We start from the raw sequence: 13,956 nt of genomic DNA on the forward strand, positions 1-13,956 counted from the left end.
TGTAAAGGAGTTTGATATGTCTGACGTATTCCACTTAGGCTTAAAAAAGAGTGACTTGCAGGGTGCTACTGTTGCTATTGTTCCCGGTGACCCGAATCGCGTTGAGAAAATCGCACGTTTGATGGATAACCCAGTACATCTCGCTTCTCTGCGTGAGTTCACCTCTTGGCGTGGTGAGCTTGATGGTAAAGCCGTGATTGTGTGTTCTACAGGTATCGGTGGTCCTTCTACCTCGATTGCTGTAGAAGAATTAGCACAGTTAGGGATCCGTACTTTCTTACGTATTGGTACAACAGGTGCTATCCAAGAAAACATCAATGTAGGTGATGTTTTGGTGACGACAGGCGCAGTAAGACTGGATGGCGCGAGCCAGCACTTTGCACCTCTTGAATACCCTGCGGTTGCTGACTTTACATGTACAAATGCTCTCTATGATGCAGCAAAAGAAGCGGGGGCGACCGTCCATGTGGGGGTGACGGCTTCCTCTGATACCTTCTATCCAGGACAAGAACGCTACGATACCTATACAGGCCGTGTGATGCGCCATTTCAGAGGTTCAATGAAAGAATGGCAAGATATGGGTGTCATGAATTATGAAATGGAATCTGCAACATTATTGACTATGTGTTCAAGCCAAGGTTTACGGGCTGGTATGGTCGCTGGTGTGATTGTTAACCGTACCCAACAAGAAATCCCTAATGAAGCCTTGCTGAAGAAAACAGAAGGTAATGTGTTGAGTATTGTGGTTGAGGCTGCTCGCCGCCTACTTTAATTGCGTCATTACTGGCTCGTTTACTTACGCTTTCACTCGGTTGTGAATAAACAGTAGACGAGCCCAGTTCACTTTCTCTCTCTTGGTTTATTTTCATCTTTATCGCTCATTTTATTAATGCCTGCTTAATTGCAGGTATTTTTTCTGATTTTTTTCGAGGCATAATCTGTTATGGTTTTGAGAACAATCAACATTATAGGTAAGAAGATGATGACCAAAACACCTTATTTGCACCCTTCAGTATTGCCTCTTAAAGGCGGCGTTAATTTCCGTGACCTTGGTGGGAAAAAATTAGCGAATGGTAATAAAATTAAGTCAGGTTTATTGTTTCGCTCAGGGGCTCTCAACCATTTAACTGAAGAGGATTTGATCATTTTACAAGATCAAAATCTCTATCAGATATTAGATTATCGCGATGTTGCTGAAATTAAATCAAAACCAGATATTGTTTGGGATGGCGCTCATTATGTTAATGCACCTGCAAACCCTATGGCTAAAGAGGTGAGTGCTGATCTTGATAAATTAACCCCTGAACTCCTTGAAAAATTTGATCCTAAAATTTTCATGAACCGTCTTTACGAACTGCTGCCGCTAAATAATCCAGCTTATCATCAACTGGTGAATATGCTAAAGCAGCCAGAAAAAGGTGGTATCGTTCAGCACTGTGCCGTTGGTAAAGATCGTACCGGCGTTGGTTCAGCTTTAGTACTATTTGCACTTGGCGCTGACTTAGACACCGTCATGGAAGATTACTTGCTAACAAACGAAACGTTGGCCCCATATCGCAAGCATTTACTGGAAGAACACGCCCAGAGAATGAGCGAAAGCGCAGTGAAGAAGTTTGAATATGTCTATTCAGTACGCGAAGAGTTTTTACTGACAGCGATAAATAGTATAAATAATCATTATGGCAGCATTGATAAGTGGTTAGAGACGGATTTTGGTTTGGATAAGTCTGGTCGCAGCGTGCTGCAAAGCTATTTTATCGAATAGTTAGTTTAATATTGGTTTATTACATATTCGTTAATGTACTCACCAAGTTATCATTAAGGGAGAAATGACGGTGACACTAAATGAAATAGTCCATGCGGTGACTGAGTTTACCCGTGAACATGAAATATGGGCACTACCAATCATTTTCTTTCTCGCTTTTGGTGAATCTTTAGCATTTTTATCCTTACTGTTACCTGCGACCGTCATTTTACTTGGCTTAGGGGCTTTAATCGGAGAAAGCGGTATCACATTTTGGCCTGTATGGCTTGCCGCGACATTAGGCGCGTTTTTTGGTGATTGGCTTTCTTACTGGTTTGGTTTTCACTACAAAGACAATGTTCGTAAAATGTGGCCTATTTCTCGTAAACCACAGATGATAGATCGCGGGCAGCACTTCTTTAATCGTTGGGGGATCTGGAGCGTATTTTTAGGACGTTTCTTTGGACCATTTAGAGCCGTAGTACCTTTAGTTGCAGGCATTTGTAAAATGCCGAAACGTTACTTTCAAGTCGCGAATATTGTTTCTGCGATGATATGGGCATTCGGTATATTAGCGCCAGGCGCTTTTGGCCTACGTTGGTTGGCTCATTGGATGGGATAAGCTGCGAAGCTGTTCGCAATTTATGGCTTACTTCAAATTACTTCTGGACAGATATACAGTATCCGATTACTTTACATTGGATCACGTAATGTAAGGATTTAACAGTGGATACCTCTCTACTATATGGGGTTATTGGTGCCCTCGGTGGTATTTTAATTGGCGGTTTGGCTGTCTGGTTTTCTATTGCACAAAAATTGAGCCAAAAAGAACAAGAACTCCAACAAGTTAACCGTCAGCTTGCGGCAAGCGATGAAAAAAACATCCATCTTTCTGAATGGAAAATGGAGTATGAGCGTCTTGATCAAGAGCTGCGTACATTGCGAGACATTAACCGTGAGCAGGAAGCTGAACTACGGGAAATCACCACACGTTTTGAACAAAATCAATTAGCTAACGAAGAAAAACAAAGGCTATTGCAAAATAGTGAGCAGCGGCTGACTACACAATTTGAAAATTTGGCAAACCGTATTTTCGAACAAAGTGAACGACGAGTGTCAGAGCAGCAACAGAAAAGCTTAATCGCCATGCTGTCACCATTTCGTGAGCAACTTGAAGGTTTCCGCCAGCAAGTTCAACAAAGTTTTGGGGAAGAGGCTAAAGAACGGCACACCTTGGCTTATGAAATTCGTCAATTACAACAGTTAAACAACCAAATGACGAAAGAAGCCGTTAATTTAACGCGTGCTCTTAAAGGTGATAATAAAATCCAAGGGAATTGGGGAGAAACGATTTTGACTCGTATCCTTGAAGCTTCTGGCTTACGTCAAGGTAGTGAGTTTGAGACACAGGTGAGTATAAACACAAGCTACAATAGCCGTTATCAACCCGATGTGATTATTCGCCTACCTGAAGGCAAGGACGTCATTGTTGATGCTAAAATGTCATTAGTCGCCTATGAAAACTATTTCAATAGTGAAGATCCTGAAGAACAAGCCTATGCACTCAAAAATCATGTCGCTTCAATTCGTAATCATATGCGTGGTTTAAGCCGTAAAGATTATCACCAATTACCAGGAATACGCTCCCTTGATTATGTCTTGATGTTCATTCCGATTGAACCTGCGTATTTGTTAGCTTTAAAAGAATCGCCTGAGTTACTTGATGAAGGGATAAAACAGAATATCATGTTAGTGTGTCCTTCTACCTTATTGGTTGCAGTGAGAACAATCAATAACTTATGGCGGTACGAACGACAAGGACAAAATGCGCAAGAAATTGCGACAAAAGCAGCGAAAATGTATGATAAGTTGCGCCTTTTTGTCGAGGATATGCAGCTTTTAGGCGCCAGCTTAGATAAAGCAGATCAGGCTTATCAATCAGCAATGAAAAGGCTAGCAGAAGGCCGAGGAAATTTGATTAGCCAAGCAGAAAGCTTTAAAGAAATGGGAGTAGAGGTAAAGCAGCCAATCTCCGCTCAATTAGTTGAAAAGTCAGATAAGCCATATTGTGCGGAATCTTAGACTTCTTGATAGGGTTTTACCTCAAAGGCTGTTACACTTCCTACAAAAGTTTGAATTATAAACAGGCATAATAGAAATGACAGAACCAACAAAAGAAACTATTGATTTTGGTTTCCGTACAGTAGGCAAAGAAGATAAAGTTGGCCTAGTAGCAAATGTTTTTCATTCTGTAGCATCAAAATATGATTTGATGAATGATTTAATGTCGTTTGGCATTCATCGTGTCTGGAAACGTTTTACGATAGAAGCCAGTGGTGTGCGTCGTAATCAACGCGTTCTAGATCTGGCGGGTGGAACCGGCGATTTAACCGCTAAATTTTCTCGCCTTGTCGGTGAAAAAGGCGAAGTGATTCTCGCTGATATCAATGATTCCATGTTAAAAATGGGGCGTGAAAAGTTACGTGACCTTGGTATCGTTGGTAATGTTAGCTATGTTCAAGCTAATGCTGAGGAGTTGCCGTTCCCAGATAATTATTTTGATTGTATCACTATCTCTTTTGGTCTGCGTAATGTTACAGACAAAGATAAAGCGTTGCGCTCAATGTTTCGAGTGTTAAAGCCAGGTGGACGTTTGCTTGTTCTTGAATTCTCTAAACCTGTTATTGAGCCACTGAATAAAGCTTATGATGCGTATTCATTCCATGTTTTGCCACGTATTGGGCAAGCAGTCGTTGGTGATCCTGAGAGCTACCGTTATCTCGCTGAATCTATTCGTATGCATCCTGACCAAGAAACACTGAAATCCATGATGGAAAATGCAGGTTTTGAACAGGTTACTTATACCAATATGACAGGTGGTATCGTCGCATTGCATAAAGGGTTTAAATTCTAAGATGGAAGCCACGTCAGCACAGTCAGAAAGCCAAAATACCGTATTATATTCTTTAATGACGGCATTCATGGAAACATGTATGAATCATATGTTATTTAAAGAATCGGTCTTAAAACCCGCTAGAGCACGCTTAGCGGGTAAAGTCATGTCGGTCGACTTAAAAGAGCTCAATCAAACGTTGACGCTGATTTTTACTGATAACCATGTTGATGTGTTAAGCCAATGGTGTGAACCTGCTGATTGTACAATCAAAACATCCCTGTTTACGTTGATTAAACTAAAGGATAAACAGCAATTATCACAGCTAATTAATAGTGGTGAAATTGTTATTGAAGGTGATATGCAGGTTGTTCAGCATTGGTCGTCGCTGTTAGATATGGCCATTTGGGACCCCGCCCATTATCTGTCACCTTATCTCGGCGATGTTGCCGCACAAGGGATTAGCCAAATCGTTCAAAAGGGAAGTAAACTTGTTTCACATCTAGCATGTCGACAAAAAACGTACCTAAAAGATACATTGCTTGAAGAATGGAAAATGGCGCCAAATCCGCTAGAACTGGCTTATTTTAGTGATGAAGTTGAGCAGATTGCTGAGTCCTTAAATCAGCTAGAAATGCGGTTACGCCAGCTGGAGGAGCATAATGACGCCCGGTGAAATAAAACGCCTTTACTTTATTATTCGGGTATTCCTCTCATATGGTTTAGATGAATTAATCCCAAAAGTTAAACTCACGTTACCCCTTCGGATTGGTCGCTTTGGTTTCTTTTGGATCAAGAATCAACATCCAGAAAAAGAAGTGGGTGAACGATTACGTTTAGCGTTACAAGAGTTGGGGCCGGTATGGATTAAATTTGGTCAGATGTTATCGACTCGCCGAGACCTTTTCCCTCCAACAATTGCTGATCAACTCTCTTTACTACAAGATAAAGTCGCTAGCTTTGACGGTAAATTGGCGCGTCGCTACATTGAAGAATCATTAGGTGGGCCATTAGAACAATGGTTTGATGATTTTGATGAAAAAGCCCTCGCCTCAGCGTCAATCGCTCAAGTCCACACTGCCAAGCTGAAAGAAAATGGCAAAGAGGTTGTTTTAAAAGTCATTCGTCCTGATATCTTGCCAGTGATTAAAGCTGATGTGAAACTCATGTACCGCATCGCTAATTGGGTGCCTTTGTTACCAGACGGCCGTCGTTTACGCCCTAAAGAAGTCGTGCGTGAATACGAAAAAACGTTAATCGATGAGCTGAACCTTTTACGTGAATCAGCCAATGCTATCCAGCTGCGTCGTAACTTTGAAAATAGCTCTATGTTGTATGTGCCTGAAGTTTATGCGGATTATTGCCGTGAAAATGTGATGGTCATGGAGCGCATCTACGGAATCCCGGTGTCGGATATCTCGGCTTTAAAAGCTCAGGGAACAAATATGAAAATCTTGGCTGAAAGAGGCGTCAAAGTCTTCTTTACCCAAGTTTTTCGTGACAGTTTCTTCCATGCGGATATGCATCCAGGCAATATTTTTGTGAGTTATGAACACCCTGAAGATCCACTTTATATTGGCATTGATTGTGGTATTGTAGGGTCATTAAATAAAGAAGATAAGCGTTATTTAGCGGAAAACTTTATTGCGTTCTTTAACCGCGACTATCGTAAGGTGGCGGAGTTACATGTCGATTCAGGTTGGGTACCTGCTGATACCAACGTTGAGGATTTTGAGTTTGCTATCAGAACGGTGTGCGAACCAATCTTTGAAAAGCCACTGGCTGAAATTTCGTTTGGGCATGTCCTGCTGAATCTATTTAATACTGCTCGTCGCTTCAATATGGAAGTGCAACCACAGCTAGTATTGCTACAAAAAACCTTACTTTATGTTGAAGGTTTAGGTCGTCAGCTTTATCCCCAACTTGATTTGTGGAAGACGGCGAAGCCATTTTTAGAAGATTGGATACATAGCCAAGTTGGTATTCCAGCTATTACTCAAGCTTTAAAAGAAAAGGCACCTTATTGGGCAGAAAAAATGCCTGAAATTCCTGATTTAATTTATGGCGCTTTACGTCAACATAAATTCCTACAATCGAATATTGAACAACTTACTGATCAATTAAAGGAACAACGTAGCAAACAGCGTAAGTCTCAGTACCTATTAGGAATGGGGGCAACACTGATTCTTTGCGGTAGTTTATTCTTTATTTTTGAGTCAACCTCAATGGCGACAGCATTTATGACTATTGGTGCGTTGTCATGGGTTATAGGTTGGTATAAATCAGGAAAAAATTAAGTAAACCTTGTTTTGCGACAAGTTTATAAGCCTGTGAATATTTCCGTATTGAGAGCAGGTTGTATATAATGGGATAAATAACTATTGATCCCACTTTTACAGAGGTATAAACAATGGAATCAACTATTTCAATGGCCGCTTTTGGTAGCCCTTGGCAACTTATTATTATTGCTCTACTTATTATTTTAATTTTCGGAACCAAAAAGCTGCGCTCTCTGGGATCTGACTTAGGTGAATCATTGAAAGGCTTTAAAAAAGCAATGAACGATGATGAAGCTGCAAAGGCTGCAAAAGAAGAGCAAGAAAAACAAGATGCTGATTTTGCACCTAAAAATATTACAGAGCAACAGGCTGCTGAGAAGAAAGACAGCCCAGTTGAGAGCAAAAATAAAGAGCAGGGTTAAACCGTGTTTGACATAGGTTTCAGTGAACTGCTGCTTGTTGCAGTTATTGGTCTTGTCGTATTAGGCCCTGAGCGTCTACCAGTGGCAGTGAGAACTGTTGCTGGTTGGATCCGTGCTATGCGCTCTTTAGCCGCTAATGTGCAAAATGAATTGTCACAAGAACTCAAATTGCAAGAATTGCAAGAGACCTTGAAAAAAGTTGAGGAGAAAGCTGGTATGGAAACGCTTTCTCCTGAGCTAAAACAATCTATGGATGAGCTTCGCCAAGCAGCACAATCATTAAAATCAGGTTATCAAGCGACGACAGAGGGTGTTGAAAGCGAATTGCAAAAAGCGAAAGAATTAACTGACAACTATGATAGTGCAGTTAAAGATGCTCAAAACAATGCTTCAAAAACTCAAGAGTCAGACCCTGATCCTGAACATGCAGCAAAAATGGCAGAAGTGGTTGAAGAGCCAGTAACGTTATCAGCGCAAAGCGACGACGCTCAACAAACTGCATCGACAACGAAAAAAAATCCTAATCAGACTGAAAGCGAAAAATAGAACATGGCTGTAAATGATACACAACCACTTATTAGCCACCTCATTGAACTCAGGAAGCGGCTGCTAAACTGTTTGATTACGGTTTTGATTGTTTTCGCTGCTTTGGCTTACTTCTCAAATGACATTTATCGGTTAGTTGCCGCCCCTTTGATTGATAAGCTCCCTGTTGGTTCTCAAATGAGTGCGACAGATGTGGCATCTACATTCTTTACCCCAATTAAACTGACAATGATGGTATCGATATTTGTATCAATACCGGTCATTCTGTATCAAATTTGGGCGTTTATAGCACCTGCGTTATATAAGCACGAACGTAGATTAATGCTGCCTTTGTTGGTTTCGAGCAGCTTCCTTTTCTATTTAGGAATGGCATTTGCTTATTTTGTGGTTTTCCCATTAGCATTCGGCTTTTTTGTGAAAACGACACCCGATAGCGTTAATTTTATTCCGGATATTAGCAAATATCTCAGTTTTGTTATGACGCTATTTATGGCATTTGGTGCCGCATTTGAGGTACCTATAGCCATTATTCTCTTATGCTGGACGGGAGTGACAACACCGGAATCATTAAAACGTAAACGCCCATATATTTTAGTTGGTGCATTTATTGTTGGGATGTTCCTAACGCCACCAGACGTTCTCTCTCAGACTTTACTTGCCGTTCCGATGTACTTACTCTTTGAGTTGGGGGTACTTTTATCTAACTTTTATGTAGGTAAAGGTCGACGGAAGGCGGATGAAGAAGAAAACGAAGAAAACGAAGAGAAAGAAGATTCTTAGTTCATGACTATTGAATTAACAAAAAAGCCCACTCGATGTGGGCCTTTTTATTTCTATTGAGGTAATTTTTTAAATTGAGAGTTATCAAGCACTTTAGATACATTTTTATTTAAAATATTCAGCAATAAGATGGATCGCGACTCACCATTTGGCTCATCATAGATAGCTTGTATACCGGAAAAAATACCTTCTGTAATTAAAACATTATCACCATGCACCGGTGTTTCAGGGGCGACAAGATGAGACAGTGGAGCCTGTTGCAAGAGCTCTATAATTTCATCGGGTACAACGGCAGGTAGTTGCCCAAAACGCACAAAATGACTTACACCTCGTGTTGATTGGATTGTTGTCGTATGGATGTCATTATGATCAAATTTCACAAATAGGTAGTTAGGGAATAGAGCTTCTTGTACTGTCACCCGTTTTCCTCTAACCACTTTTTCTATCTCTGTCATCGGGGTCATGCAAATGACACTTTGCCTATTCAAGTGCTCTATGGCCCTATCAATTTGCCCTCGTTTACAATATAGCAAATACCACTTTTCCATTTTTCTAACCCACGCGACAAAATTATGCTCATCATAACAAATTAACACATAAAAATGTGACTAATCCATTAAGTAAGAATATCATTCAGAATCAGAAACATATATTAACTTAAACTTACTCAAGAGAGTTAACCATAGTATAACAACTCGTTATCTAGGAGACAGCATGGAAATATTTTTATTAAGTAATGGTAAGCTTCCTAATAATCCAGTATGGCTAAGCTACGCATTACCTCGTATTCACGAAATGATTGCCCGTAAAAATATTAAGTCAGCAGTATTAGTGCCTTATGCAATATTACGCGGTTCGCATGATGAACGTGCGGAACAGCTAAGTGAATCTTTAGGGATCAAAGTCACCTCGATAGAGCATTTCTCTAGTCCTGTAGAAGCAATTGAACAAGCGGAATGTATTCTTGTTAGCGGTGGTAATACTTGGTGGTTAAATAAATGTCTGCATGAAAATGGGCTTATTGTGGCTATTCAGCGTGCGGTGAGAGAACGTGATGTGCCATATATTGGCTGGAGTGCAGGTTGTAATGTCGCGACACCCAGTATTCGTACAACCAATGATATGCCAGTGAGTAATGCGGCAATTATGCCATCTTTGGGGCTCTTTCCATTGCAAATAAATCCTCATTATATTGATGCGCATATCTCTGGTCATATGGGGGAAACTCGCGATGAAAGATTGCAAGAATTTTGTGTGATCAATCCACATGAAGTCGTTGTTGCGCTAAGGGAAGGTAGTGGGTTACAAATTAAGGGGAATACACTGGAGTATTTCAGTGGAAAAGGTGATGGTTTTAAATTATTTAAGCACAATCAGGTATTTCCTGAACAGTTTGATACTTTATCATTAAAATCACTGGTTCCATTTGTTTGTCAGTAAAGTAATCAGTTTTTAGAGATAAACATATTGATTACAAATAGTTTTTATGGGTAACTTGTAACCTTTGCCGGACGTCTTATAATGAGACTCCCTCTGTAATAGTAAAAGATGACAATGAAATACCGTGACCTAAGAGACTTCATTGCCCAGCTTGAAAAGCAAGGCGAATTAAAACGTATTACGATGGAAGTCGATCCTTACCTCGAAATGACGGAAATAGCCGATCGCACGCTTAGAGCAGGGGGCCCGGCATTATTATTTGAAAACCCCAAAGGGTATAATATGCCTGTCTTATGCAATCTGTTTGGTACGACTAAACGCGTTGCCATGGGGATGGGGCAAGAAGATATCAAAGCCTTACATGATGTGGGTAAGTTGCTTGCTTTCCTGAAAGAGCCAGATCCCCCGAAGGGATTCCGTGATTTATTCGATAAATTACCTAAATTTAAACAAGTATTGAATATGCCGGCGAAACGGCTAAGCTCAGCACCTTGCCAAGAGCAAATTTGGACTGGTGATGATGTCGATCTGACTAAAATTCCTGTGATGCATTGTTGGCCTGAGGATGCCGCGCCACTCATTACGTGGGGATTAACCGTCACGAGAGGTCCGAATAAAGAACGCCAAAACTTAGGTATCTATCGCCAGCAAGTGTTAGGTAAAAATAAAGTCATTATGCGCTGGCTTTCACATCGTGGTGGCGCTCTTGATTACCAAGAGTGGTGCCAACAGCATCCGGGGGAAAAGTTCCCCGTGGCGGTTGCACTAGGAGCAGATCCTGCAACTATTTTGGGGGCAGTGACACCCGTTCCGGATACATTATCTGAATATGCCTTTGCAGGATTATTGCGCGGTAATAAAACAGAGGTTGTTAAATGTATTTCTAATGACCTTGAGGTGCCCGCTGGGGCTGAGATTATCTTAGAAGGGTATATTGAGCCGGGAGAGCTTGCCCCCGAAGGACCTTATGGGGATCACACCGGTTATTATAATGAAATCGATAGTTTCCCTGTATTTACAGTGACTCATATTACACAGCGTCGCAATGCCATTTATCATTCCACCTATACAGGCAGACCACCTGATGAGCCAGCCGTACTTGGTGAAGCACTAAATGAAGTTTTAGTGCCTATTTTGCAAAAGCAATTCCCAGAAATTGTTGATTTTTATTTGCCTCCTGAAGGTTGCTCGTATCGCCTCGCGGTTGTCACCATGAAGAAACAATACGCAGGTCATGCAAAACGCGTCATGATGGGGGTTTGGTCTTATCTTCGCCAATTTATGTACACAAAATTTGTCATTGTTTGTGATGATGATATCAATGCGCGTGACTGGAAAGATGTGATCTGGGCGATAACCACGCGTATGGATCCTGCCCGTGATACTGTTATGATGGAAAATACACCGATTGACTATCTTGATTTTGCTTCACCAGTGTCAGGTTTAGGCTCGAAAATGGGGCTAGATGCCACCAATAAATGGCCTGGGGAAACAAACAGGGAGTGGGGCAGACCAATAGTAATGGATGAAAAAGTGAAGTCGCGTATAGATGATATTTGGGAACAATTGAATATTTTTGAAAAATAAGAGGGGATCCATGGCAACTTTGAGCTGCAAAGTCACATCTGTTGAGTCCATAACTGATACTGTATATCGGGTTATTTTGTTGCCGGATGGTCCTTTTCATTTTAAAGCGGGCCAGTATCTTATGGTGGTAATGGACGAACGTGATAAGCGCCCATTTTCCATGGCTTCTACACCCGCGAATAACGAAACAATTGAACTTCATATTGGGGCTTCGGAGATTAATCTTTATGCCATGGCGGTGATGGATAGAATTTTAGACCAACGCCGCATTGATATTGATATCCCACACGGTAAAGCTTGGTTTAGAGAAAATAGCCAAAACCCCATGATTTTAGTCGCGGGGGGAACCGGTTTCTCATACACACATTCAATATTACTGGCTGCGTTGATGGAGAACCCTTCTCGAGACATTACTTTCTATTGGGGAGGGCGCCAATTAGAACATCTTTATGATTTAGGTGAGCTTCAGGCGCTGAGTGAACGTTACTCGAATTTAAAAATTGTGCCCATCGTAGAACAGCCTGATGAGTTATGGCGAGGACGATCAGGAACGGTATTAAGCGCGGTCTTAGAAGACTTTGGCGATTTGTCTTCTTATGACATCTATATCGCAGGGCGTTTTGAAATGGCAAAAATCGCTAGAGAACGCTTTTGTGCCGAGCGTAATGCAAAACCTGAGCAACTGTTCGGTGATGCTTACGAGTTTATTTAAAACACGCAATGGCTTCGTTTCGAATATATTGAGACTGAATGTGGCGTCTATTGAAATTTATTATGCCACTGAGGCTTTTTCATTGTGTTGATTAATGATTTTTATTCTACGATGCTCTTTTCGCAATGGTTGTAGTGACAGCGGAACAATATCATTGATTGGCTAATTGTCTTTAGCGTATTGCTTCACAAAATAAAAAGCCCGCCCCTGACTAGGCGGGAATGTTGACAACATACAACAACACGACGGCAACTAGCGGTATACCCTTGATACTTCAATTGGTATATGCCTTGGCAATGTGGCTCAGAATACGTAATAAAATAAATTTTCTGAGCGCACTTTTATTATTGGCAAACTACCATTCAAACTATTTTGGGTATAAACGTTATATACGCTCTATGATGGTTGCGATTCCCTGACCAAAGCCTATACACATTGTTGCTAGACCAAATTGTTTGTCTTTTTGCTCTAATTGATTGAGTAATGCGGTTGTTATTCTTGCTCCTGAGCATCCTAAAGGATGGCCTAGTGCAATAGCACCTCCATTAAGGTTAACTTTTTCATCAATTTGATTTTCAGGTAGTTTCAGCCCTTTTAGGCAGGCAATTGATTGAGCTGCAAACGCTTCATTTAACTCAATCACATCCATATCGGCTAGTGATAATCCAGCCCGCTTAAGCGCTAATTCTGTTGCAGGAACAGGCCCAAAGCCCATGATAGATGGATCACAGCCGACTACAGCCATGGCGCGAACTCTAGCTCTCGGCTTTAGCCCTTGTTTATGCGCGTAACTTTCGCTAGTGATTAACATCGCTGATGCACCATCCGAAAGTGCCGACGAGTTACCCGCAGTTACAGTACCGCTGACAGGATCAAAGACGGGACGTAATGACGCTAAGCTTTCAAGATTGGCATCAAAACGAATGACCTCGTCGTAATTCACGGCAAAGAGATTGCCATTGCTATCATGCCCAGCAATAGGGGCTATTTCTTGCTTAAACTGCCCGTTTCTCGTTGCTTCTGTTGCCCGTTGATGTGACCTGAGCGCAAATGCATCTTGTTCTTCGCGACTAATTTTATACATTTTTGCCAGCATTTCTGCGGTTAAACCCATAGCGCCTGCTGCTTTTGCGACTCGTAGTGTTAATTTAGGGTTGAAATCAATACCATGTGTCATTGGAACATGGCCCATATGTTCAACACCGCCGATTAATACCGAGTGCGCATCACCCGTCATTATCAATCGGCTTGCATCATGCAAAGCTTGCATGGATGAACCACATAAACGGTTGACAGTGACCGCTGGAACGGTGTGTGGAATATCAGTCAGTAACGCAGCATTTTTCGCAATATTAAAACCTTGTTCAAGGGTTTGCTGTACGCATCCCCAAATAATGTCATCGAGGTCTTTCTTGCTTGCGTTAGGATTGCGTTCAAAAATTACATTCATTAAATGTGCTGAGAGGTCTTCCGCTCGGACATGGCGAAATACACCGCCTTTTGAACGCCCCATAGGTGTACGTATTCCATCGATAATAACGACATTTTCCATA

General features: G+C 41.4%; 15 protein-coding genes. 13 read left to right on the forward strand and 2 right to left on the reverse strand.

The window, feature by feature from the left end:
* Window positions 1–16: 16 nt before the first annotated feature.
* The 10 genes from udp (at window position 17) to tatC (ending at window position 8,664) form a co-directional block, all read left to right on the forward strand.
* Window positions 17–772 (forward strand): uridine phosphorylase, encoded by a 756-nt coding sequence (gene udp, locus ACWPW6_RS02650; RefSeq protein WP_163860643.1) that lies wholly within the window; start codon window positions 17–19, stop codon window positions 770–772.
* Window positions 773–982: 210 nt separating this feature from the next.
* On the forward strand, window positions 983–1,765 hold the full coding sequence (locus tag ACWPW6_RS02655) for a tyrosine-protein phosphatase (RefSeq protein ID WP_154624681.1): 783 nt from the start codon (window positions 983–985) through the stop codon (window positions 1,763–1,765).
* A gap of 70 nt (window positions 1,766–1,835) precedes the next feature.
* Window positions 1,836–2,366 (forward strand): DedA family protein, encoded by a 531-nt coding sequence (locus ACWPW6_RS02660; RefSeq protein WP_163860644.1) that lies wholly within the window; start codon window positions 1,836–1,838, stop codon window positions 2,364–2,366.
* A 104-nt stretch (window positions 2,367–2,470) separates the two neighbouring features.
* The gene (gene rmuC, locus ACWPW6_RS02665; protein ID WP_163860645.1) at window positions 2,471–3,826 is read left to right on the forward strand and encodes a DNA recombination protein RmuC; all 1,356 of its coding nucleotides are present in this window, start codon (window positions 2,471–2,473) and stop codon (window positions 3,824–3,826) included.
* Window positions 3,827–3,902: 76 nt separating this feature from the next.
* Entirely contained in the window at window positions 3,903–4,658 is a 756-nt protein-coding gene (gene ubiE / locus ACWPW6_RS02670; RefSeq protein ID WP_154624666.1) for a bifunctional demethylmenaquinone methyltransferase/2-methoxy-6-polyprenyl-1,4-benzoquinol methylase UbiE, read from the forward strand.
* Between the two features lies 1 nt (window position 4,659).
* A complete protein-coding gene (locus tag ACWPW6_RS02675) occupies window positions 4,660–5,313 on the forward strand; it encodes a ubiquinone biosynthesis accessory factor UbiJ (protein WP_247047141.1) in 654 nt (217 codons plus the stop codon).
* On the forward strand, window positions 5,300–6,934 hold the full coding sequence (gene ubiB / locus ACWPW6_RS02680; RefSeq protein WP_154624668.1) for a ubiquinone biosynthesis regulatory protein kinase UbiB: 1,635 nt from the start codon (window positions 5,300–5,302) through the stop codon (window positions 6,932–6,934). The genes ACWPW6_RS02675 and ubiB overlap by 14 nt, the downstream gene beginning before the upstream one ends.
* Window positions 6,935–7,047: 113 nt before the next feature.
* The gene (gene tatA / locus ACWPW6_RS02685; protein ID WP_154624669.1) at window positions 7,048–7,338 is read left to right on the forward strand and encodes a twin-arginine translocase TatA/TatE family subunit; all 291 of its coding nucleotides are present in this window, start codon (window positions 7,048–7,050) and stop codon (window positions 7,336–7,338) included.
* Between the two features lie 3 nt (window positions 7,339–7,341).
* A complete protein-coding gene (gene tatB, locus ACWPW6_RS02690; protein ID WP_163860646.1) occupies window positions 7,342–7,884 on the forward strand; it encodes a Sec-independent protein translocase protein TatB in 543 nt (180 codons plus the stop codon).
* Between the two features lie 3 nt (window positions 7,885–7,887).
* The gene (gene tatC / locus ACWPW6_RS02695; RefSeq protein ID WP_163860647.1) at window positions 7,888–8,664 is read left to right on the forward strand and encodes a Sec-independent protein translocase subunit TatC; all 777 of its coding nucleotides are present in this window, start codon (window positions 7,888–7,890) and stop codon (window positions 8,662–8,664) included.
* Between the two features lie 53 nt (window positions 8,665–8,717).
* Here tatC and rfaH read toward each other — a convergent pair whose 3' ends face one another.
* Complete coding sequence (gene rfaH, locus ACWPW6_RS02700; protein WP_154624671.1) at window positions 8,718–9,212, reverse strand: transcription/translation regulatory transformer protein RfaH; 495 nt, start codon at window positions 9,210–9,212, stop codon at window positions 8,718–8,720.
* A 166-nt stretch (window positions 9,213–9,378) separates the two neighbouring features.
* Here rfaH and pepE point away from each other — a divergent pair, with 166 nt between their 5' ends.
* The 3 genes from pepE (at window position 9,379) to fre (ending at window position 12,403) form a co-directional block, all read left to right on the forward strand.
* Complete coding sequence (gene pepE / locus ACWPW6_RS02705; protein ID WP_154624672.1) at window positions 9,379–10,104, forward strand: dipeptidase PepE; 726 nt, start codon at window positions 9,379–9,381, stop codon at window positions 10,102–10,104.
* Between the two features lie 114 nt (window positions 10,105–10,218).
* Window positions 10,219–11,691 (forward strand): 4-hydroxy-3-polyprenylbenzoate decarboxylase, encoded by a 1,473-nt coding sequence (gene ubiD, locus ACWPW6_RS02710; RefSeq protein ID WP_163860648.1) that lies wholly within the window; start codon window positions 10,219–10,221, stop codon window positions 11,689–11,691.
* Between the two features lie 10 nt (window positions 11,692–11,701).
* A complete protein-coding gene (fre, locus tag ACWPW6_RS02715; protein WP_154624674.1) occupies window positions 11,702–12,403 on the forward strand; it encodes an NAD(P)H-flavin reductase in 702 nt (233 codons plus the stop codon).
* A gap of 385 nt (window positions 12,404–12,788) precedes the next feature.
* Here the strand turns inward: fre and fadA are convergent, their stop codons facing one another.
* Entirely contained in the window at window positions 12,789–13,955 is a 1,167-nt protein-coding gene (fadA, locus tag ACWPW6_RS02720) for an acetyl-CoA C-acyltransferase FadA (protein WP_154624675.1), read from the reverse strand.
* Window position 13,956: the final 1 nt, after the last annotated feature.

The organism is Providencia sp. Marseille-Q8014 (assembly GCF_965112055.1).